Origin of the sequence: uncultured Maribacter sp., from assembly GCF_947500985.1 — a bacterium.
Classification (GTDB): Bacteria; Bacteroidota; Bacteroidia; order Flavobacteriales; family Flavobacteriaceae; genus Maribacter.
Window position 1 is genome coordinate 209,430 of the sequence record NZ_CANMTX010000006.1, and the last position, 23,732, is coordinate 233,161.

Here is a 23,732-nt window from a genome sequence, read left to right on the forward strand (position 1 = left end):
GATTTGGGATCTAATTAGTTCTTTGGTGTAATTTTTATACTTATATTTTATCTTATTAAATAATCATGTATTCTCTAATATATTTCTAACGCTTGTATATGAAAAATAGTATCATCTTCAACCTTTTATTCGTTGTATCACTAAATTTTTATTGCGCGCAAAATACTGATAACAAAGCAACTACACCAAAAGAGTCTGTTTTTACAGCTGAGCTGTTCGTCGATGAGGTACAGATTCCATGGGGGTTCACCTTCTTTCCTGACAATAGTATTTTAATCACCGAAAAAGAAGGTAAATTGATTCATTTTAACAATGGAAAAAAAACGATAATCGGCAATTCACCTGAAGTATATAACAGAGGTCAAGGCGGATTATTGGATGTTGCCCTTCATCCGAAGTACAAAGAAAACAGATGGATCTACCTCACTTATTCATCAACAGACGGAAATGAAAAGGGCGGACATACCGCATTAATGAGGGCAAAATTGAAGAATAATTCTTTGACTGAGACTCAAGTGCTTTATAAGGCCGTACCGAATACTACAAAAGGACAACATTTTGGATCTCGAATTGCTTTTGATAATGACGGTTACCTATACTTTTCAATCGGTGAACGTGGGGATAGGGACATCAACCCTCAAGATATCAAAAGAGATGGTGGTAAAATTTATCGTTTACATGATGATGGGCGTATACCGAAAGACAATCCATTTATAAATGAAAAAGGCGCTAAGACTGCAATTTACAGTTACGGACACCGAAATCCGCAAGGGTTAATAAAGCATCCAATAACCGGAGAAATTTGGGATAACGAACATGGACCGAGAGGTGGCGATGAAATAAATATTATTAAAAAAGGAGCTAATTATGGATGGCCTTTAGTTACTTACGGAATCAATTATGGCGGCACTCCCATTACCGATAAAACAGAGATGAGCGGTATGGAGCAACCTATTCATTATTGGGTACCTTCAATAGCACCAAGTGGAATGGAATTTATAACCTCGGATAAGTACAAAAAATGGAAAGGAAGCATCTTGGTTGGGTCTTTAGCTTTTCAATACTTAGAACGTTTGGTCTTAGACGGAAACAAAGTAATTGCAAGAGAAAAATTAATGGATGGTTTAGGCCGGGTACGTGCCGTAAAGCAAGGTCTCGATGGTCTTATTTATGTAGCAGTTGAAGGAAAAGGAATCTATAAACTAATTCCGAAGAAGTAGAATAATAGCAAGTTCACAAAATCAAAAAAGGTCTGTAATCAAATATGTTACAGACCTTTTTTTTATTAACCTAAAATATAGAAGAGCTACTTACCCCCTACCGGCATCAATAGCCAGCTTAACAGAACCATGCTCTTTCAATAATGCTTCAGCTGCGGCGTATTCAATATTCAGTCCTTCCATGATATAGCGAGTTCCACGATCAACCAACTTATCGTTGCTTAATTGCATGTTTACCATCTTATTCCCTTTAACCCTACCTATTTTAATCATTAAAGCAGTAGATATCATATTTAATACCAGTTTTTGAGATGTACCACTTTTCATTCTAGTACTGCCGGTAAGAAATTCTGGACCTACATTTATTTCAATAGGAATATCTGCAATTCTAGCAATCGGTGCACCAGGGTTATTGGTAATTGCAGCCGTTAATATTCCATTTTTCTTAGCATCTTCCAAACCACCAATTACATATGGCGTACTACCAGAGGCAGCAATACCTACAACTACATCGTTCGAATTAATATCATGAGCTTTCAAATCTAACCAAGCCTGTTTAGTTGCATCTTCAGCATTTTCAACAGCCTTTCTAATAGCAGTATCACCACCAGCGATTAAACCAACTACACGCTCATGTGGCATACCAAAAGTTGGCGGAATTTCAGAAGCATCTAAAATTCCCAATCTACCACTGGTACCAGCACCGATGTAAAATAATCTTCCACCTTTATTAAATCTTTCGGTTAAGGCATCTACAAGTTTTGTTACTGGCGGAATCGTTTTTTCTACTGCATCGGCAATCTTCTTATCTTCCTCATTCATTTTTTGAAGAATAGTAGTAGTATCCATCAACTCTAAATTGTCGTGGTTAGACGGAGTCTCGGTAATTTTCTTGTAATCCATATAATTATAAAATTTTTATATCGTGGTTTCTAAAAGCCTTTAACAATGTATCATCAGGCTTTAATTCTGTAATCATCGTATTAATAGAATTAATATCGCACGTTTTATATCTGTGTTGAGAATTCAGTTTTTCTGAAATAGATAAAAGCACTGTTTTCTTTGAAGCTTTAATCACCGCTTTTTTGATTTGTACAATATCCCAATCGAATTCTGTTAATCCGTAGGTAGCATCAACATAACCTGTACCGATAAAGCTATAATCGAATCGTATTTCAGATATATGATGAATGGCATTTGCGCCTATAGCAATCTGTGCTTCCTTAGAAATTTGTCCTCCTATAGAAATTACGTTGATATTGGCTTTATGAGACAATTCCATAGCCACCGGTAAACTGATTGTAAAACAGGTAAGGTTTAGATTTTCAGGTATAATTCTGGCAAGTTCCATACAAGTAGTTCCCCCATCCAAAAAAATAACGGCACCATCTCGTAACATACTAACCGCCTTCAACGCAATTGCCGCTTTATCTTCTATCTTATATATATTGGTGTTTCTAGCACTATTGGTCATGTAACCCATAGAGATTGCACCACCATGAACTTTTCTCAGTTTATTTTCTGCATCAAGCTCTTTTACGTCGCGCCTTATAGTATCAATTGATACGTCTAAAGCCTCGGCTATATCTGTTATTAGTATTCTATTATGTAAGTCAACTTCGCTTAAAATGGTTTGATGACGTTCTTCTTTTAGCATGTAATAGCAACTTTATTACTTATCAATACGTCAAAGATAACGATTTTTACAATATGCCGTTTTATGACGTTAATGTGAAATAAACTTAAACATAAGATTAATTAACGGCACAATACAGCATTATTTCTTGCAAAAAACTGCATTTAATAAAAATAACGCATATATTTGCATGATTTAAAAATCCAAAAATCTACCATTACCTCATGAAAACAACCGTTAAAAGTTCTAAAATAGATATCACCCACAAGCCTATTGGTCAATTTGAAGAAACGCGATTCGAAAAAATACATAATGTCATTTTCGAAGACTCCAATGAAGCTTCAATAGTAGTAGCTCATGAAATTGCTGCTTTAATAAAAAAGAGACAAGGGCAAAAGAGAAATTGCGTTTTAGGTTTAGCAACTGGTTCTTCACCAATAAGAGTTTATGAAGAACTGGTTCGTATGCACAAAGAAGAAGGTTTGAGCTTCAAAAATGTTATCACCTTCAACTTAGATGAATACTTACCGATGGAGCCGAATAATATACAGAGTTATTTCTACTTCATGCATGAACATCTTTTTAATCATGTAGATATACCTGAAAAGAATATTCACATACCTGATGGTACGGTAAGTAATGAAGAGACCACGGCATACTGCTTAAGCTACGATCGCAAAATAAAAGAGCATGGCGGTTTAGACTTTCAATTATTGGGTATTGGTAGAACTGGGCATGTTGGTTTTAATGAGCCAGGATCACATTTTAATTCTGGAACACGGGTAATTACTTTAGATCACATCACAAGAGTAGATGCAGCACCTTCATTCTTAGGAATAGCCAATGTGCCTAGAAAAGCAATTACTATGGGGATAGCCACAGTAAGAAAAGCCAAGAGAATTGTTTTATTAGGTTGGGGTGAAAACAAAGCGGGTATCATTAAAAAAACTATTGAAGGTGATATTTCATCTCATGTACCGGCAACATATCTACAACAACATGACAACTGTACTTTTGTTTTAGATACAGGTGCAGGCAATCAATTAACAAGAAACAAAACGCCGTGGTTGGTCGATGCTTGCGAATGGACAGAAGAGCTAAAAGCAAAAGCAATGGTTTGGCTGTGCGAAAACACAAGCAAGACCATATTAAGTTTGACAGACAAAGATTATAACGATAACGGTATGGCTGATCTTTTAGCCTTAGATGATTCTTATGACCTGAATATTGAAATGTTCAATAAATTACAACATACCATTACGGGTTGGCCAGGCGGAAAGCCAAATGCTGATGATAACCACAGACCAGAACGTGCCACACCGGCTAAAAAACGAGTAATCATATTTAGTCCACACCCAGATGATGATGTTATTTCTATGGGCGGCACTTTTGACAGGTTAGTCGAGCAAGGTCATGATGTACATATTGTGTATCAAACTTCTGGAAACATTGCAGTTTCAGATACCGATGCTAGAAAATATGCAGAAATAGCCATGCAAATTAATCCGTCTGATGAGGCTGAAAATATTATAAAATCTATAGCAGAGAAAAACGAAACACGCATAGATGCTCCAGAGGTTAGAAATCTGAAAGGAAAAATAAGAAGAGGAGAATCATATGCCGCAACCAGGTATATGGGACTTGATGATAAAAACGTACACTTTTTAGATCTTCCGTTTTATGAAACAGGTACGATAAAGAAGAAAAACTTATCTGAAGAAGATATTAAGATAGTAGTAGATATTATCAAACAGATAAAACCTCATCAAATTTATGCAGCTGGCGATTTAGCTGATCCGCATGGTACACACAAGGTTTGTTTAGATGCTGTATTTGCAGCGTGCGAAGAATTAAAATCAGAATCATTTATGAAAGATTGCTGGGTATGGCTATACCGAGGTGCTTGGCATGAGTGGGATATCAATGAAATTGAAATGACAGTACCTATGAGTCCGGGGCAAGTGTTGAAAAAGCGATATGCTATTTTCTGTCACCAATCTCAAAAAGACGGAGTAATGTTTCAAGGAGATGATTCTAGAGAATTCTGGATGCGTGCAGAAGAAAGAAACCGCGATACCGCCAATAAATACAAAGCAATGGGCTTATCATCATACGCTGCTATGGAGGCCTTTGTAAGACATAAATTTAACTAACAACTAAATTGAATTAAAAGGACTATTTTTAGTTTTAAAATGGGCCTTTTTTACATTTATGACAAAACAACTAACACTAATCACCCTACTACTTTTACTTCTTAATTCTTGCGGAGTTTTTCAATCGTACGAAAAACACCCGAAGAGAGAATTCAGAGGTGTATGGATCGCTACGGTCGTCAATATCGATTGGCCAAAAAATGGCAATGATACTTCTGAGAAGCAAAAAGCTGACTATCTTAAAATTTTAGACTTTTACGAAAAAGAAAATTACAATGCAGTAATCGTACAAGTTCGTGCTGCAGGTGATGCTTTTTATGAATCTGATTTCGCACCCTATTCCCGATTTCTGACCGGTAAAGAAGGTAAGGCACCAAAGTGGAACACAGATGTTCTTGAATGGATGATTAACGAAGCTCACCAACGTGGTATGGAGTTCCACGCATGGCTGAATCCGTACAGAGCAACTTTCGATGAAAATTTCGAAGTCCTTTCTGAGAATCATGACTACTGTACTCACCCAGAGTGGATAGTGCATTATGGCAAAAAGAACTACTACAACCCTGGGCTACCAGAGGTACGCAAGCATTTTTCTAATATCATTGCAGAATTAGTTACTACATATGATATAGATGCCATTCATTTCGATGATTATTTTTATCCGTACACCATTAAAGATGAAGTTTTTAATGACTCTTTAACTTTTGAAACTTACGCACAAAAAGATCAGACTATTGATGACTGGCGACGTAGCAATATAGATTCTCTTGTAAGTCAATCTCACAAAACTATAAAATCGATTAAGCCATGGGTACAGTTCGGTATTAGTCCGTTCGGGGTTTGGAAAAACAATTCCACCGACCCAAAAGGATCAGATACTAAAGCAGGGCAAACCACTTACGAAGATTTATACGCAGACCCTTTACTTTGGATGGAAAAAGGATGGATCGATTACCTAGCTCCCCAAGTATATTGGAGTATGGATTTACCTGTAGCCTCTCATACAAAAATTGTAGACTGGTGGTCTAAAAACAATTATGGCACTAACCTATATGTAGGTAACGGTCCGTATAAAATCAGAAACAACAGCGATAAAGCTTGGGATGATATTAAAGAAATACCTAATCAATTAGAACTCGTACGAGAAACTCCACAAATAAAAGGAAACATCATGTTCAGTGCTAAATCTTTAATGAGCAATAATGATGATGTAGTTGAATATATTCATAAGAAATATTACAAGTTACCAGCTTTGAATCCTGTTTCTTCACTGGCAAAAAATCATATTTCAACATCACCTAAACTATTAGATGTTTCATTAGATGGTGATGAGGTCATTCTAGAATATGATGATTTAAGAAGCTATCGTTATGTACTTCTTTACAGGGCTGGTAGAAAGGTAAAAGAAGAATATCCTATTAAAAAATTACTATCTAAAAATTTAGTGGCAGCGAATTCTAATTCCATCCGCATATCAAAATCAGATTACCGTAAATCATTTTACAGCATCAGCTTTATTGATTTTTATAGTGCAGAAACGAAACCAACAGTTATCAACCTAAAGAATAATCTTAAAAATGATTCAAAAAGATAAGGGTGCCTGGGCATGGGTTCCGGTTTTATATTTCACACAAGGATTGCCTTATGTTTTGGTGGTTACCGTTTCGGTAATTATGTACAAAAAACTAGGTGTCAGCAATGAAGACATTGGGTTATATACCAGTTTATTGTATTTACCATGGGTATTGAAACCATTATGGAGTCCGTTTGTGGATTTAAAAAGCACGAAGCGTAAATGGTTTTTAGCCATGCAACTATTAATTGCCATTTCGTTATTGGGCGTTGGTTTGACTTTACCGACCAATATGTTTTTCATATCATCATTAGCCTGTTTTTGGATGGCGGCATTTGCATCGGCAACTAACGACATTGCCTCAGATGGATATTACATGTTGGGTTTAACCGAAAAGAAACAATCTTTCTTCGTAGGTATGCGAAGTACTTTCTATCGACTAGCAATGGTAACTGGCGAAGGATTAATCGTTGTTTTAGCAGGATTTTTAGAAAACAAATATGGTGACAATACAAAAGCTTGGAGCGTAACCATGTCGGCAGCAGCATTTTTAATGTTGATCATGACAGTTGCCAACTTCTTTGTAACTCCAAAATATGAATCTGAAAGCACGGAAGAAAAAGAAAAGCCTGCAGGGTTCTTAGAAGTATTTGCCACTTTTTTCAAAAAACCAGGTATCGGTATTGCGCTGGCGTTTATACTCACCTACCGATTAGGCGAATCCCAATTAGTAAAAATGACATCACCCTTTCTTCTTGATTCTCCCGATAAAGGCGGATTAGGATATTCCACAGAACAGCTAGGAACTATTTTCGGTACAGCAGGTGTTATTTTTCTTTCCATAGGCGGAATTTTAGGAGGTGTTTTAATTTCTAGAGATGGGTTAAAAAAATGGATGCTACCAATGGTGCTTTCATTAAACCTACCGAATATTTTATATGCGATACTGGCGGTGACAAATACCACTAATATATATGCAGTAACGGCAACGGTGATTTTTGAAAAATTTGGCTACGGATTCGGCTTTGCTGCCTTTTTAATGTACCTCATCTACATTGCAGATGGCAAGTCGAAAACTTCGCATTATGCCATAGCTACTGGTTTTATGGCGCTGGGCATGATGCTACCAGGTATGGTAAGCGGCTATATTCAACAATGGCTGGGTTATGATGGCTTCTTTGTTTGGGTAGTAATTGCTGCCTTGCCCGCACTATTCCTTTTAAAATTCATTTCTTATCCGGCAGATTTCGGCAAAAAAACAACACTTCCCAATGAATAATATGATACCTACAAAAGAAGCTATAGAAAAACTCTCTTTGATTGAAAAAGTTGGACAGTTTTTTATGCCTGCAGCTTTTATAAATGACACCGAGGAGGAAATTCAGCAATTGGAAAAACTGATTTCTGAGCACCATGTCGGCGGACTCTGCTTCTTTCACTCCAGAGCGAGTGCTGCGACCAATTTTGAAGCCAAGAAAAAAATAGTTGTCAATGAAAATAGTTTTGACACCTTAAAAAACCTCATCAAGAGATATCAAAAAGCAGCTACTTATCCCCTACTGATTTCTATTGACGCCGAATGGGGATTGGCCATGCGAATAGAAAATACTCCGCAATACCCATATGCTATAACTCTTGGCTCAAATGCTGATAACGAAGCATTAGTTTTTGAAGTTGGCAAGCAGATTGCAAAAGACTGCAAAGCAGCAGGTATTCATTGGAATCTTTCGCCTGTAGTAGATATCAATACGAACCCTAATAACCCTGTAATCGGTTATCGCTCTTTTGGCGATGACAAAAACAATGTAGTTAACATGGCAACTGCATTTGTAAAAGGTACCCAAAGTGAAGGTGTACTTACTAGCATTAAACATTTCCCAGGTCACGGAGATACCGCTACAGATTCGCATTTGGGTTTACCCGTTATTGATAAATCGAAAGAAGAACTTATTGAAAATGAATTGTATCCTTTTCAAAAATTAATAGATGAAGGTGTCGATTCTGTTATGGTAGGGCATTTATCCGTTCCCGCTTTAACTACTACTCCACAATTACCTTCAAGCATTAATAAAGACATTATAACCGGTGTACTAAGAAACGAAATGGGATTTGACGGTGTAGTTATTTCAGATGCGCTAAATATGCACGCGGTGTCAAAACATTACCCTATTAAAGGAGAATTAGAATGGTTGGCTTTTGACGCTGGTAATGACATATTATGTTTTGCTGAACATATAGAAGAAGGTATTCAGCATATCTTAAAAAATGCTACTGAAACTCAAATTAACAAAAGCATTGAACGCATTTGGCAGCTGAAAGAAAAAGTAATTTTAAAAGAAGATTTAACGCTTGAACTGACCGATCCAAGTTCTTTAAATAGAAAAATAGCAGAAAACTCTTTGACTTTACATCATGGTACAGCTGCAGATATTGCAGCATTTAAAACTACAGATTTTTGCACGTTGACCATGAAGCGATTTGGAGCCGACCAAACGAAACAAGATATTTTAGATAATATCTTAGAAATGAAAAAGGAAGTTGAACAAGAAACAGAAATTCTACTACTCCTTACTCCCCCACAAATAAAACCAACCAACAATTTCGGATTCTTTGATGCCGAAATCGATTTTATAAATGAACTGATAGCCTCTAAAAATGTTGTTCTGTATCACTTCGGTAATCCGTATGCATTGAAATTTTTCAATACCCATAAAACAGCGGCAACTGTAATTGCATATCAGAATTTCAAGGAGTTTCAAGATGTTGCAACTGAGCATTTTTTAGACAACCTTGAAGCAAAAGGAAAATTGCCAGTTTTATTAAACTAATTCATTGTATTATAAAACATCCAAATGAAAATATATAAAATTATTGGTCTCATGTCGGGTACATCTTTAGATGGTCTTGATCTAGCTTATTGCCACATTTGGGAGAAAAATGGGGTTTGGGAATTTGATATTAAAGAAACTAAAAGTATTACGTATTCATCAGATATGCTAAATACCCTTAAAGATGCTATTAGTCTATCTGCAGAAAAACTTATAGAACTGCATAACACATACGGTACTTGGCTAGGTGAGCAAACCTCGATATTTATAAACGAGAATAAATTAGATGTAGAATACATAGCAAGTCACGGTCACACCACCCATCACCGACCAGAAATGGGTCTTACGTTTCAAGTAGGTTCAGGGCAACATTTGGCAAACGCTACAGGCATTAAAGTAATTACAGATTTCAGAACAAACGATTTGGCACTTGGCGGACAAGGTGCTCCACTAGTACCTATAGGTGACCGTATGTTTTTCAATGAATATGATTATTGTTTAAATCTTGGCGGTATCAGCAATGTGTCTTTTGAAGTAAAGGACAAGAGAATAGCATATGATATTGGTTTGGCAAATATGATTCTAAACTATATCACCAGAAAAGTTGACTTAGAATACGACGAGGATGGCAAACTAGCACGTTCTGGCAGCATTAACACTAAAATGTTAAAGCAATTAAACAATCTAAAATATTATTTATTACCACACCCGAAATCGATTGGCTATGAATGGTTTTTAGAAGAAGTTGTACCTATAGTTGAAAATACCGATGATACCATAGAAAATCTACTTTATACAAGCATTAACCATATATGCGATAAGGTAACACAACAAATCAATCTCAATTTCAAACACGACAAGCAACAATTATTGGTTACAGGTGGTGGTGCATTGAACGGCTTTTTAATGGATACCTTACAACAAAAGTTAGGTAGCACTACCAAGCTAGTTGTGCCAGAAAAAATAATCATAGAATTTAAAGAAGCATTGGTATTTGCTTTAATGGGTGTTTTAAGAGTAGAACAATTAACAAATGTACTTTCATCCGTTACCGGGGCAAAAAAAGATTCTTCGAGTGGAGTATTGTTCATACCCAATTAAACTTTTTTACCTAATTTACTCGATAATCGAGATTTAAATACAAAGCGATTTACCGCTGTAGCATATTATTTTTTACTTGAAGTTTCCCTCGATGAATTCTTAGGATATTCACTTCATAAAACCAAAAAAGACATGTCAGAAAAACAAAAGAAAGCAACCGCTTACTGGAAAGAAAATGTTAGTTACTTATTCATTTTATTAGCTATATGGTTCGTTGTTTCCTTTGGGGCAGGCATTTTATTTAAAGAAGCTTTAGATACCATTAAAATCGGAGGTTTCAAACTGGGCTTTTGGTTTGCGCAGCAAGGATCCATTTATGTATTTGTAATTCTGATTTTTGTTTATGTAAGGCTCATGAACAAATTGGATAAAAAATACGGCTACAACGAATAACAGCATAACCATCCACCACCAAAAAACCACATTATGAGTGTTCAAACCTGGACGTATATTTTAGTAGGAGCTACCTTCGCCCTTTACATAGGAATCGCGATCTATTCAAGAGCTGGATCCACAAAAGATTTTTATGTTGCCGGTGGCGGAGTTTCACCACTTGCAAACGGAATGGCAACTGCAGCCGATTGGATGTCTGCCGCCTCGTTCATTTCAATGGCAGGTATAATTTCTTTCGCTGGTTATGACGGCTCAGTATACCTAATGGGCTGGACAGGGGGTTATGTATTACTAGCATTACTTTTAGCACCTTATTTACGTAAATTCGGAAAATTCACAGTACCTGATTTTATAGGTGACAGATACTACTCAAAAACAGCACGTATTGTAGCTGTAATTTGCGCACTTATTGTATCATTTACTTATGTCGCAGGGCAAATGCGCGGTGTAGGGGTCGTTTTCTCTAGATTCCTTCAAGTAGATATCGATACAGGTGTTATCATTGGTATGATTATCGTTTTGTTTTATGCCGTTCTAGGCGGAATGAAAGGTATCACTTATACACAAGTAGCTCAGTATTGTGTGTTGATTTTTGCCTTTATGGTTCCTGCAATTTTCATTTCTATTCAAATGACCGGAAACCCGATTCCTCAATTAGGTATGGGATCAACATTAAATGATGGCTCTGGAACATTTTTACTAGATAAGTTAGACGGATTATCAACAGAACTCGGGTTCAATGAATACACCGATGGATCTAAATCAGTAACAGATATTTTTGCTATTACTTTAGCTTTGATGGTAGGTACCGCAGGATTACCTCATGTAATCGTTAGATTCTTTACCGTTAAAAAAGTAAAAGATGCGCGTAAATCTGCCGGGTTGGCACTACTACTAATTGCTATTCTATATACTACGGCACCAGCTGTTTCTGTATTTGCCAAAACCAATCTTATTAACACAGTAAGTAACGAAGAATACTCAAGCATGCCAGTTTGGTTTAAAAACTGGGAAGAAACCGGATTACTTTCTTTTGATGATAAGAATGAAGATGGCAAAATTCAATATGTAGCTGATAAAACCAAAAATGAGTTAACCATAGATAATGACATTATGGTATTGGCGAATCCTGAAATTGCAGATTTACCAGCTTGGGTAATTGCCTTAGTAGCCGCTGGTGGATTAGCTGCAGCGCTTTCAACAGCAGCAGGGTTATTGCTAGTTATTTCGGCATCGGTTTCTCATGATTTAGTGAAGAAAGTATTTAAACCAAATATTTCTGACAAAGCAGAATTATGGGTCGCTAGAGGCGCAGCAACAGTAGCTGTAGTAATTGCCGGTTATTTTGGAATAAATCCGCCTGGATTTGTAGCTGCGGTAGTAGCACTGGCATTTGGTTTGGCAGCGGCATCTTTCTTCCCAGCAATTGTTCTAGGTATATTTTATAAAAAAATGAATAAAGAAGGAGCCATTAGCGGAATGGTAGTCGGTATCATTCTTATGCTGTTCTATATGACTAAGTTTAAATTCGGCTGGTTTGGTGGTGGAACTCCTGAAGATTGGTGGTTTGGTATTTCACCAGAAGGGTTTGGTAGTATCGCTATGATTGCTAACTTTATTGTAGCAATTATTGTTTTACAATTTACCCCAGAGCCACCTGAAGATGTTCAAGAAATTGTAGAAAACATAAGAATACCCAGTGGTGCAGGTGAAGTCACAGGTCATTAATTTTAAACAAATCAACATTCAACAACAACCAAAGGATTTCAACACCCTTTGCATACTAAATTAACGCATACCATGAGTAATTACCACATTAAACATCTGGAGGAGTATTATCAAGTCTATCGAAAATCGGTCCGTAATCCTGAAGCGTTTTGGGAAGAAATTGCCGAAGAACATTTTGTTTGGCGTAAGCGCTGGGACAGTGTTCTTAGTTGGGATTTTAAAAAACCCGAAATAAAATGGTTCGAAGGTGCTAAATTAAACATTACCGAAAACTGTTTAGATCGTCATTTACCTACAAGAGGTGAAAAAACGGCTATCATATTCGAACCTAACAATCCTGATGAAGAAGCAATTCATATTACCTATAGACAATTACATGAACGTGTGTGTCGTATGGCAAATGTGTTATTGGACCATGGCGTAAAGAAAGGGGACCGTGTTTGTATTTATTTACCAATGATTCCAGAACTTTCGGTAGCCCTCTTGGCATGTGCTCGTATTGGAGCAATACACTCTGTAGTGTTCGCAGGCTTCTCTTCACATGCTGTTGCAACGCGTATTAATGATTCTGACTGTAAACTTGTAATCACATCAGATGGATCGTTTCGAGGTAATAAATCAATTGACCTAAAAGGAATCGTTGACAAAGCTTTAGAAGCGTGCCCAGGTGTTGTAAATGTTTTAGTAGTAAAACGTACAGGCTCCAAGATTCACATGGAAGAAAAGCGAGATAAATGGTTACAACCATTGCTAGATGAAGCCTATGCAGATTGTGTTGCAGAAATCATGGATGCTGAGGACCCATTGTTTATTCTATACACTTCAGGATCTACAGGTACCCCTAAAGGAATGGTACATACCACTGCGGGTTATATGGTTTATACAGCCTATACTTTTAAAAACGTATTTCAATACAAAGAACATGATGTGTATTGGTGTACGGCCGATATCGGGTGGATAACCGGTCATTCTTATATCGTTTATGGACCGTTAGCCAACGGAGCAACCACATTGATGTTTGAAGGAGTACCCTCCTATCCAGATTTTGGACGTTTTTGGGAGGTGATTGAAAAACATAAGGTAAATCAGTTTTACACCGCTCCAACAGCTATTAGAGCTTTGGCTAAAGAAAATTTAGAATATGTTGAAAAGCACGACCTATCTAGTCTAAAAGTTTTAGGTTCTGTGGGTGAACCTATTAATGAGGAAGCTTGGCATTGGTACAATAACAACGTAGGCAAAAAGAACAGCCCCATTGTTGATACTTGGTGGCAAACTGAAACTGGCGGTATAATGATTACCCCTATTCCGTATGTAACCCCTACCACTCCGACTTACGCAACCCTACCATTTATTGGTATTCAACCTGCCTTAATGGATGAGAACGCCAAAGAGATAAAAGGAAATCAAGTAGAAGGTCGCTTATGTATTAAATTCCCTTGGCCATCGATAGCAAGAACTATCTGGGGAAATCATGACCGATATAGAGACACTTATTTTTCAGCATATGAAAATATGTACTTTACGGGTGATGGTGCTTTAAGAGATGCCGTAGGATATTACAGAATAACAGGTCGTGTTGATGATGTCATCATTGTATCTGGTCATAATTTAGGTACTGCACCAATTGAAGATGCTATCAATGAACACCCAGCAGTAGCAGAATCTGCGATTGTAGGTTTCCCACATGATGTAAAAGGAAATGCACTCTACGGATATGTTATTTTAAAGGAAACAGGAGAGAGCAGAGATCGCGATAACCTAAGAAAAGAAATCAATCAACAGATTACAGAACATGTAGGCCCCATTGCAAAACTGGATAAGATTCAGTTTGTAAACGGACTTCCTAAAACACGTAGTGGTAAAATTATGCGTAGAATTCTTCGTAAAATAGCTAGTAACGACACTAGTAATTTAGGGGATACAAGTACATTATTGAACCCAGAGGTTGTTCAAGAAATTATGGATAATTCGCTTTAAATTCTATTTAATAAAACCGATATTTAAAAATTCACCAACTCTTATACATCTCGAGCTTGGTGAATGTTTATTTAATACGAGAAGTAGATAATTGAATATCTGCTGTAAACCAACTTTCTGCTCTTTGTCCCTCAATTTTTTTGACCATATTTTGATTATCAAGTTTCTTATAAGCCAGTTTCAAACCATGTAATGCCCATCCATTTTTAGGTAATCTAACCAAATCTTCTTCATAGGTAATGATCGCATCTTTATACAATTCTGCTTCAATTTGAATTGCACCTAGATAATGACGAACAGAAAAAAACCAATCTGGTGGCTCATTATAATTCAAACTATCTTCGAGATTTATAGCTTCTTTCAATAAAAAAATACTTTCTTGGTATTTGAATTCTCTAGCCAAAATTTCAGCTTTCAGAACTCGTTCAGCTATCTGAATTAAAACATCCACAGAATTGATTTCCCAAATAGAGATTTCTTTCAAACTATCATCCATTGCAATTACTTCTAATGAAAGCAATTCTTTTTTAGCATTTTCTACCTGGTTCAACCCCAAAAAAGCCATTCCTCTTGCATAATTTAAAACTGCCGAAGGATATTTCAAAGTTGGTACTTCATTTTGCATTTTCAATATCTCTCTCCATTTACCGAATTTTACATTTACATAATATGGTATTGTATAAAAATGCTGTAACGTACCCCAACCAGACTCTTTCATAAGTATTGTACTAGAATGTTTAGCTACATTTTTTGAAGCTTTTAAAGCCCATTCACTATTACCCTCTAAAGTTGCAGTAGCCGACATGAAATGATAATTATGTGGAAAATATGCAAGAGGATATGCGCCCTGAGCATTACAAGCAGCAACATAACTGCTATCTACAGATATAGCTCGCATATTTGACAATGTTCCTTTATGATAATCACCTGTTCTAATGTATACATGAGATGGCATATGAATGAGATGTCCTGCTCCAGGTACTAAATCATCATCAAAAACTTGAGCACTTTTAAGTGCAACTTCTGGAGTAGGAGAAGCTTCTAACAAATGTATATTTAGGTGGTGTGCGCCTGGATGCTTTGAATCTATTACCAAAGTTTCATTTATGACAGACATTATTTCAGTAGTCCATTCTTTGGGGCTCCCACTTTTATCCCAAAGATCCCATGGATGCATATCCATTATAGATTCTGCAAACATTGTTGCCACATCTGCATCATTTGGATAGTTTTTATAAACCTCGCGCATAGCATTTGAATATTCCAAATCTAGCTCGCTCCTCTCTTCCAATGGAAATTGCACATATCTTTTGGATAGTGCATTAATTAGAGCCTTCTCTTTCTGAGACACATCAGCGTTAGACAATACAAGTGCTTTTTGAATTGCCACATAAGCCCTGTAATAATTGTCCGGTTCCATTCCTGCGTTATAATTAGGTCCCAAGACATATGCAAACCCCCAATATGCCATCGCACAGTTTGGATCCAATTTTGTTGCATAGTAAAAAGATCTTGCCGCCTCTGCATGGTTGAATCCGTACGCCAAAACCATTCCCTGGTTTACATATTTTTGTGCTAGCCTGTTATTGGTAGTTACAGGAAATTCCATAACATCCAACCCTTCGATAAGTGGAGCGATATTATCAGATTGATACCATGTTATATCTGTTTTGATGGGGGCACAAGCTATAAAGGGTCTGTTTGAAATATCGTGTGTATTACCCTTATTCTTACAACCAGTTAATGTAACAAGAGAAATAATTAAGTATAAAAAAATGAATTTCATTTTATATGATTTTTTTTGTAAAATGTTTCCTATTTTGAGCCAGTAAGGGTTCTTAAATCTTGAATTAAACGAAGTATCTCTTCATCTTCAGTACCATTATAAATTCCTCTAATTTGCCGTTTTTTATCCACTAAAATAAAATTGGGGGTATGTATAAAATCCTGTAATCCGCCATCACCTTGTTCTACTACAGCAAAATAACTTTTACGTGCCAATGCGTAAATGTGACTTTTCTTTCCTGTTGTAATATTCCATTTTGAATCTACGGCACCTTTATCATCGGCATATTTTCGAAGTACGGGAATACTATCAATTTCTGGACTTACAGAAAGTGATAGTAACATTACTTCTTTATTTTCGATAAATTCGTTCTGAATTTTAATCATATTATTTGCCATTGCTGGGCAAATACTTGGACACCTTGTAAAAAAGAAATCAACCACATATACCTTATCCTCATAATCTTCTTGGGTTACTAGTTCACCATTTTGATTCAATAACTCAAAATCTGAAACGGTGTGGTTCGTTTCCGTATTCCTTAAACTAACATCTACCAAGTTCTCATTAAAATCTTTGGGTTGATAAATAGGTAAATCACCCTTCATTTTATTAGCACATGAATATAATAAGATTGAAATTATACCCGCAAAAAAGTATATACGCATCATAATAAAACCTTTTTACCCAAAAATTCTTTTGCTTGAAGGATTTCTTTTCTTTCGCTATTACTATTCGCCGTAGAATTCAATAGCTCCTTGTAATAAAAAATAGCTTTATCCATATCACCCAACTGTTGGGCAGAAGAAGCTGCACCAAATAACCCGTTAAATCTATTGGGTCTTCTTTTTAAATTCAGTTCATAAACATCTAAAGCTTCTTTAGGTCTTTTTGCAAGTAATAACATATCTGCCAACAACTCATCTGCTGGTAAAATCTCGCCAGGAGTTACCGGATGTTTTGCTGTTAGGCTTTCTAGTTGAGTAGCATTCTCCATTAACTCTAAAGCCAGATCAACATTCCCCCTTTTAAATTGTAACCATGCTTTAATAGTTTCTATCTGGATTTCAACCTGATTAGCTTTGTAAGGATCATTAGCGACAATCAACTCCTCTTTAAAAGAATTTAGCATAGCAAGTTCTTTTTCGGTTTCCTTGAGATTATCTGTATGTATCGTACCTAAAGCCTTTGCAAAATGAAGTAGGGATTGTTGCCATGGAAATTTTTCCCAATCCAGTTCTGGTAATTGTGGCAATGTAAGATTAGATGCCTCCTGCCAGTTTTTATTTTCTACTGCTATACGAGCCGGTATAGCTGCTGCTGTATATGCAATTTTAAAATTTGGTGGAAATATTTTCTTGAACGATTTAAGATATTCATATTGTTCATTTGCTTTTTCGTTTTCTCCTTGTTGCAAATAAGTATATACCAAATAGCCCATTGCATGCACTTCTTCGTCCCAATGTTCCCCAGGCGCTATAATTTCCGCATAACATATTGCCGATGATGCAGAATTTAAGTTGGTAGCGACACTTTCCTTCCAAAGGCCTAACCTCGTAAAAATATGAGAAGGCATATGTTGTGCATGCGCTGAATTTGGTGCAATATTCGCATACCGCCGTGCGGTGCTTAAACCAAGATCTGCCAATTCTGGATAATCGTAAGAATGAATTATATAATGGGCAATTCCTGGATGATTAGGTTCTTTAACAAATAACGCATCCAATATTTTGCCAGCCTCCCGTTGTTTGGCATAACTTTTATCTGTTGGTATCGCTGATGCCCTTAGTGCTAATGCATAAAAAATAGCCACTTCGGCATCATCCTTATACGTTGTATACATACTATACATTGCATTGGCATAATTTTCTTTCCTTAATTGGTTGTCCAAGGTATCCCAATCCTTATAAAAAGTACCAATGGCATTTAAGTAATCTTCTGCTTTTTTAGACTTAGGTAATTTTTCTGCAATATCGAGTAGTTTCATTCCTTTTTTTAATACAATAGTTTCTGGTGGCGCCCATAAACCATGATAAATACTCATAGCTACACCCCAATAAGCCATAGCACAATTGGGATCTGCATCAAGCACCTGTGCAAAAGCCTTTTCGGCTTCTCCGTATTCAAAAGAATGCAATAATGAAATGGCTAAATTAAAAGTCTTTCGCGTCTCATAACTACAGGATTCTGAAAAATTGACATCACCAAACTGCCCATTTCCACACAATTTCAAATCACCTCTTAAAAGATTTAAAGATGCTATCTCTGCATTCGACACCTGTTGTTTACAACCATAAAAAAGAAGTGCTACAAAAATCCCAAATACTATTCTTAACTCTTGCCGAAATTTCAAACAAAATTAATTTTAAACTTTAAAGAACATTTTCTAAAGTTCAAATTAATGGTATAACATTTAAAATCAAAACATTATAGTGTATTCTGTAATATAGCATGTATAAATTGCAATGGATAAATTTAAAATTGTCCTAATAAAGGAAAAGACATTTTATAATAAAAAATTGCCCATCTAAGTCTAGGTGGTAAATGCACGATTGCTAGCAAAAAGAGGTCGCGTTTTAAAGGTCATAAATAGTGCGACAGATATGAGTCCGCATACACCTAAGCCTGCAAAAAGTGCCCAGACAGAATCTTCGATAAAACTACCTACAAAAATTGATATCGGTATAGAAAGAATGGTAGAGATGAATCCGGTAATCGCAGCACCAATACCTGCAATATGACCAATAGGCTCCATTGCAATAGATCGCATATTACCCCAAATAAATCCTAAACACAAAAACTGTAGCGAAAGAAATATCAATAAGATAGTAATGCTAGGGTCCTTAGACCCAAAAAATAACACACTATATAACAAGGCTATAAAAGTAAAAGCCACTAAAGCTACAAAAGATAAATTTCGCATACCAAAACGCAATACCAAGGTTCCGTTCATTAAAGTTGAAAAACCAACCGATAGTGCCAAACCTGCAAATACATAAGGGAATGTTTCCGTCAACCCATAAAGCTCCTCAAAAACATGTTGAGCAGAACTTAAATACACCAAAAAAGAACCAGTAATAAATCCTGATATCATGGTGCATGAAACCGTTTCTTTATGTCTAATAATTTCTTTAGTTCCTCTAACAAATACGTGAAAAGAGAAAGGTACTTTGTATTCTGGATGTAATGTTTCTGCCTGTCTTTTATAAAACCAAATCCCCACTAACAAAGCAAAAAATAGCTGCAAATAAAAGATACCTTGCCAACCTGTAATACCCATTACGGCTTTACCAATTGCAGGCGCCACAACAGGAACTAAAATAAAAAAGGCAGTTACAAAAGACATAATTTTTGCCATATAATCCCCACGATACGTATCACGTATGATAGAAATACTTATAGTTCTTGGTGCTGATAAACCAATACCCTGTAACACACGCCCTACAAGCATAATTTCAAGATTTGGCGCTAACAAACAAATGATACTAGCTATCAAAAAAACAGTAAACCCTATATAAACAATTGGTTTTCTACCAAGACTATCTGAAAGCGGACCAAAGAACAACTGCCCCACCCCCAAACCTAAAAAAATCATGGTTACCAGCAATTGATTCTGTGTAGGATCAAGACTATTGATAGATATACCAATATCTGCCATTGCCGGTAAAATTGCGTCAATAGTTAACGCAACAATTGACATTAAAGAAGCCATTAACGCGACAAACTCAAAATTCGGTTTTACCTGTTCATTCTGCATCCTGCAAAAATAAGGCTTAACAATTCATGCAATGTTATTAAAAGTTGATTTTTGAGTTTATGCATTTTTGAAATTCAAATATGTACTTTTGCATTAAATTACAATGTATGCTGATTATAGGTATTGCCGGTGGAACAGGTTGTGGAAAAACCACAGTAGTAAATCAAATTATAAATGAATTACCTAATGAAGAAGTTGGGGTAATTTCACAAGATTCGTACTATAACGACCTATCTCATTTATCTCTTGAAGAGAGACGCAAAACTAACTTTGACCACCCTAGTTCTATAGATTTTGCACTACTTGAGCAGCATTTAATTGCTTTAAAAAACGGAGAATCTATCGAACAACCTGTATACTCATTTTTAGAATGTAACAGAACGGCAAAGACTATACTTACGCACCCTACAAAGGTTATTATCGTAGAAGGTATTTTAATTATGACCAATTCTGCTATTCGCAAAATGTTCGATATTAAAATATTCGTGCATGCTGACACAGATGAAAGATTGATTAGAAGATTAAAAAGAGATGTCAATGAAAGAGGTTGGGATTTAGATGAAACTATAGAAAAATACCAATCTGTAATTAAGCCAATGCATGAGCAGTTCATTGAGCCAACAAAAGAATATGCAGATATTATTATTCCGAATAATAAATATAATACTGTTGCCGTTGAAATAGTTAAGAGTATTATTAATGAAAAAATAATGCAAGAGTAATGGCATTCAAAGATTTAAAACAAAAAAAATGGTTTAAAGTCATGACTAATATGTATGTATTAGTATTGTCCGTTTTTCTTGTTTGGATGCTTTTTTTTGACACAAATTCACTTCTAATTCATTTAGAATTGAGAAAGGAAATAAAAAAACTAGAAAAAACCCAAGATTTCTTGAAAGATGAAATTGCTCGGGATAAAAAAATTATCGAAAAATTATCTGACGAAGATGAGCTTGAGCGCTTTGCTCGAGAAGAGTATTATTTGAAGAAAAAAAATGAAGAAATCTATCTTATTGAATACGAGGATAGTTTAAAAATCAAGGATAAAGAATAGTTTTTGATATCCTTTTAATAAGTTTTAGTCTTTCTACATACTACACAATAATCAGCGGCTTAACCATTTCATAATTAAAAGTTTAACGCTTTATTAAAGAAAAGTAAGTGCTTATTCACTTAGTGTTAACAAAAAGCTTTCATTAGCCCCATAAATAATTGTATTTTTACCACCTAACTTACTTTGAACATGGGCAAGATTATTGCTATAGCCAATCAAAAAGGAGGCGTAGGTAAAACTACCACCACAGTTAACTTAGCTGCCTCTCTTGGTGTAATGGAAAAAAAGGTTTTATTAATTGATGCTGACCCCCAAGCAAATGCAACTTCTGGGTTAGGTATTGATGTAGATGGTGTTGAACTAGGTTCATACCAGCTAATGGAACATACCAAAACTGCGAGAGAAACTATTATCCCTACAACCTCCCCTAATGTAGACCTTATTCCTGCACACATCGATCTAGTCGCCATTGAAATAGAATTGGTTGACAAAGAAGAGCGTGAGTACATGATGAAAAAGGCTATTACAGACCTTAAAAACGATTACGATTATATCTTAATTGATTGTGCGCCATCATTAGGGTTACTAACCTTGAATGCATTAACCGCAGCAGATTCTGTAATAATACCTATTCAATGCGAATATTTTGCTTTAGAAGGGCTAGGTAAATTATTGAATACTATAAAAAGTGTTCAAAAATTACATAATCCAGATTTAGATATCGAGGGTATGTTGTTGACCATGTACGATTCTAGGTTACGTTTATCTAACCAAGTAGTAGATGAAGTAAGAAAGCATTTCGGCGATATGGTTTTCGAAACTGTAATTCAACGTAATGTTAGATTAAGTGAAGCTCCTAGTTATGGAGAAAGTATAATCAAATATGATGCTGCCAGTAAAGGAGCAACAAATTATTTGAACATGGCTAACGAGATAGTCAAAAAAAATAAGCAGACGGTTTAAGTATGGCAAAAGCGACAAAAAAACAAGCTTTAGGTAGAGGACTTTCGGCTCTTTTAAAAGATCCGGAGAATGATATAAATACAGCATCAGATAAGAATGCAGATAAAGTTGTAGGTAATATTATCGAGCTAGATTTAGAACATATTGAAGTAAACCCATTTCAACCACGTTCTAATTTCAATGATGAATCTATAAAAGAATTAGCAGCTTCTATTAAAGAATTAGGGGTAATTCAGCCAATTACGGTTAGAAAATTAGGTTTCAACGAGTACCAACTTGTATCTGGAGAACGCAGGTATCGTGCTTCTAAACTTTTAGGCTTAGACACCATACCAGCTTATATACGAATCGCTAACGACCAAGAGTCTTTAGAGATGGCGTTGGTTGAAAATATACAACGTCAAGATTTAGACCCAATAGAAATAGCACTTTCTTACCAACGCCTTATAGACGAAATTAATCTTACTCAAGAAAGATTAAGCGAGCGCGTGGGTAAAAAACGTTCTACTATTGCCAACTATTTGCGCCTTTTAAAATTAGACCCAATCATACAAACAGGTATGCGAGATGGCTTTTTAACTATGGGTCACGGTAGAGCGTTAGTCAATATTGACAAAAAGCAGGATCAGATATCACTTTACGAAAAAATTATTTTTGACAACCTGTCTGTTAGAGAAACCGAAAGTGCCGTTAAAGCTTATCATTCGGATGATGTGCCTACTGACGATGTAGTAAAAACAGTAAAAAAAGAAGCTTCTGTTTTTGTACGAAAGGGTATTAAAGAGCTTACAGATGCCTTATCGGTAAAAGTGGATATAAAATCTACTGATAACGAAAGAGGAAAAATAACCATACCATTTAAGTCTCAAGAGGAATTTGACCGTATCAAAAAATTGATAACAGGTGCGTAGCTATCTTTCATTATTAAGTACATTATTGTTATTCATTAATTTTTCCTTTTCTCAAGAAGAGCAGGATTCTATTCCTAAAACTGAAATAGATAGCGTACAATCTAACCTTGCAAAAAATGGCATTGTTATAAAAGATTCTGTATCGCTCAAGAAAACTAAAAAAGAATTTAATCCATTAGCACCAAGTAAAGCCGCATTTTACTCCGCAGTTCTACCAGGAATGGGACAAATTTACAATAAGCGGTATTGGAAAGCCCCTATTGTCTGGGGTGCTATTGGTGGTAGTGCTTACATGTATGCATGGAACAATAATCAATATCAAAGATTTAGAACCGCTTTTATAAGAAGACAAGCCGGGTTTACGGATGACGAGTATTATGATATAAATGGTGATAATGCCGTTGGTGATGATCCCGATTTAGATACAGATGACCTTGAATCTCAACAAGAACGTTTTCAAAGTGATCGTGATCTTTGGCTGGTTGCAGCTATAGGATTATATGCTCTTAATATAGTTGACGCCAATGTTGACGCACATTTAAAACAGTTTAATATTGACGATGACCTAAGTATAGACTTTGAGCCATATCTTGATTTTAATCAAGTAACCAATAGTCCGAATTACGGAATGGCATTAATTATAAAATTTTAA

Annotated in this window: 20 protein-coding genes; 14 read left to right on the forward strand and 6 right to left on the reverse strand. The window is 35.9% G+C overall.

The genetic code is table 11. The features are described from left to right. Nucleotides 1-98: 98 nt before the first annotated feature. Nucleotides 99-1,220, forward strand: coding sequence for a PQQ-dependent sugar dehydrogenase (locus tag Q0871_RS14415; protein ID WP_299325128.1), 1,122 nt, complete (start codon nt 99-101; stop codon nt 1,218-1,220). 90 nt (nt 1,221-1,310) lie between these two features. On the opposite strand, the gene murQ is transcribed toward Q0871_RS14415, so the two are convergent. Both murQ and Q0871_RS14425 read right to left on the reverse strand, forming a co-directional pair. Next, nucleotides 1,311-2,123: an N-acetylmuramic acid 6-phosphate etherase gene (gene murQ, locus Q0871_RS14420; protein WP_299325129.1), complete on the reverse strand. Its 813-nt coding sequence runs from the start codon at nt 2,121-2,123 to the stop codon at nt 1,311-1,313. A 4-nt stretch (nt 2,124-2,127) separates the two neighbouring features. Continuing rightward, complete coding sequence (locus Q0871_RS14425; protein ID WP_299325130.1) at nt 2,128-2,877, reverse strand: DeoR/GlpR family DNA-binding transcription regulator; 750 nt, start codon at nt 2,875-2,877, stop codon at nt 2,128-2,130. 203 nt (nt 2,878-3,080) lie between these two features. Between Q0871_RS14425 and nagB the strand changes: the two genes are divergently transcribed. From nagB to acs, 8 genes are all read left to right on the forward strand, one after another. Further along, nucleotides 3,081-5,009, forward strand: a complete 1,929-nt coding sequence (nagB, locus tag Q0871_RS14430; protein WP_299325131.1) for a glucosamine-6-phosphate deaminase — start codon at nt 3,081-3,083, stop codon at nt 5,007-5,009. Nucleotides 5,010-5,067: 58 nt separating this feature from the next. Beyond that, complete coding sequence (locus tag Q0871_RS14435) at nt 5,068-6,603, forward strand: family 10 glycosylhydrolase (RefSeq protein WP_299325132.1); 1,536 nt, start codon at nt 5,068-5,070, stop codon at nt 6,601-6,603. Continuing rightward, nucleotides 6,587-7,861, forward strand: coding sequence for an MFS transporter (locus Q0871_RS14440; protein ID WP_299325133.1), 1,275 nt, complete (start codon nt 6,587-6,589; stop codon nt 7,859-7,861). Before Q0871_RS14435 ends, Q0871_RS14440 begins: the two co-directional genes overlap by 17 nt. Next, nucleotides 7,854-9,410 carry a glycoside hydrolase family 3 N-terminal domain-containing protein gene (locus Q0871_RS14445; RefSeq protein WP_299325134.1) on the forward strand — a complete coding sequence of 519 codons (1,557 nt, stop codon included), beginning with the start codon at nt 7,854-7,856 and terminating at the stop codon, nt 9,408-9,410. The genes Q0871_RS14440 and Q0871_RS14445 overlap by 8 nt, the downstream gene beginning before the upstream one ends. Nucleotides 9,411-9,434: 24 nt before the next feature. Continuing rightward, the gene (locus tag Q0871_RS14450; protein WP_299325135.1) at nt 9,435-10,511 is read left to right on the forward strand and encodes an anhydro-N-acetylmuramic acid kinase; all 1,077 of its coding nucleotides are present in this window, start codon (nt 9,435-9,437) and stop codon (nt 10,509-10,511) included. A 132-nt stretch (nt 10,512-10,643) separates the two neighbouring features. Next, the gene (locus Q0871_RS14455) at nt 10,644-10,904 is read left to right on the forward strand and encodes a DUF4212 domain-containing protein (protein ID WP_299325136.1); all 261 of its coding nucleotides are present in this window, start codon (nt 10,644-10,646) and stop codon (nt 10,902-10,904) included. A gap of 33 nt (nt 10,905-10,937) precedes the next feature. After that, nucleotides 10,938-12,632, forward strand: coding sequence for a sodium:solute symporter family protein (locus Q0871_RS14460; protein ID WP_299325137.1), 1,695 nt, complete (start codon nt 10,938-10,940; stop codon nt 12,630-12,632). A 72-nt stretch (nt 12,633-12,704) separates the two neighbouring features. After that, nucleotides 12,705-14,612: an acetate--CoA ligase gene (acs, locus tag Q0871_RS14465; RefSeq protein WP_299325138.1), complete on the forward strand. Its 1,908-nt coding sequence runs from the start codon at nt 12,705-12,707 to the stop codon at nt 14,610-14,612. Nucleotides 14,613-14,679: 67 nt separating this feature from the next. Here the strand turns inward: acs and Q0871_RS14470 are convergent, their stop codons facing one another. The 4 genes from Q0871_RS14470 to Q0871_RS14485 all read right to left on the reverse strand — a co-directional run bounded on the left by Q0871_RS14470 (nt 14,680) and on the right by Q0871_RS14485 (nt 20,152). Continuing rightward, entirely contained in the window at nt 14,680-16,398 is a 1,719-nt protein-coding gene (locus Q0871_RS14470; protein ID WP_299325139.1) for a hypothetical protein, read from the reverse strand. Nucleotides 16,399-16,427: 29 nt separating this feature from the next. Continuing rightward, nucleotides 16,428-17,066 (reverse strand): SCO family protein, encoded by a 639-nt coding sequence (locus Q0871_RS14475; protein ID WP_367275152.1) that lies wholly within the window; start codon nt 17,064-17,066, stop codon nt 16,428-16,430. Beyond that, nucleotides 17,063-18,748: a tetratricopeptide repeat protein gene (locus Q0871_RS14480; RefSeq protein ID WP_299325140.1), complete on the reverse strand. Its 1,686-nt coding sequence runs from the start codon at nt 18,746-18,748 to the stop codon at nt 17,063-17,065. The genes Q0871_RS14475 and Q0871_RS14480 overlap by 4 nt, the downstream gene beginning before the upstream one ends. A 180-nt stretch (nt 18,749-18,928) precedes the next feature. Further along, complete coding sequence (locus Q0871_RS14485; protein ID WP_299325141.1) at nt 18,929-20,152, reverse strand: multidrug effflux MFS transporter; 1,224 nt, start codon at nt 20,150-20,152, stop codon at nt 18,929-18,931. Nucleotides 20,153-20,259: 107 nt separating this feature from the next. Between Q0871_RS14485 and udk the strand changes: the two genes are divergently transcribed. The 5 genes from udk to Q0871_RS14510 all read left to right on the forward strand — a co-directional run bounded on the left by udk (nt 20,260) and on the right by Q0871_RS14510 (nt 23,732). Beyond that, complete coding sequence (udk, locus tag Q0871_RS14490) at nt 20,260-20,874, forward strand: uridine kinase (RefSeq protein ID WP_299325142.1); 615 nt, start codon at nt 20,260-20,262, stop codon at nt 20,872-20,874. Then, entirely contained in the window at nt 20,874-21,206 is a 333-nt protein-coding gene (locus Q0871_RS14495; protein WP_299325143.1) for a septum formation initiator family protein, read from the forward strand. Before udk ends, Q0871_RS14495 begins: the two co-directional genes overlap by 1 nt. 189 nt (nt 21,207-21,395) lie before the next feature. Beyond that, nucleotides 21,396-22,169 (forward strand): ParA family protein, encoded by a 774-nt coding sequence (locus Q0871_RS14500; protein WP_299325144.1) that lies wholly within the window; start codon nt 21,396-21,398, stop codon nt 22,167-22,169. Nucleotides 22,170-22,171: 2 nt separating this feature from the next. Further along, complete coding sequence (locus Q0871_RS14505; protein WP_299325145.1) at nt 22,172-23,080, forward strand: ParB/RepB/Spo0J family partition protein; 909 nt, start codon at nt 22,172-22,174, stop codon at nt 23,078-23,080. Then, entirely contained in the window at nt 23,073-23,732 is a 660-nt protein-coding gene (locus Q0871_RS14510; RefSeq protein WP_299325146.1) for a DUF5683 domain-containing protein, read from the forward strand. Before Q0871_RS14505 ends, Q0871_RS14510 begins: the two co-directional genes overlap by 8 nt.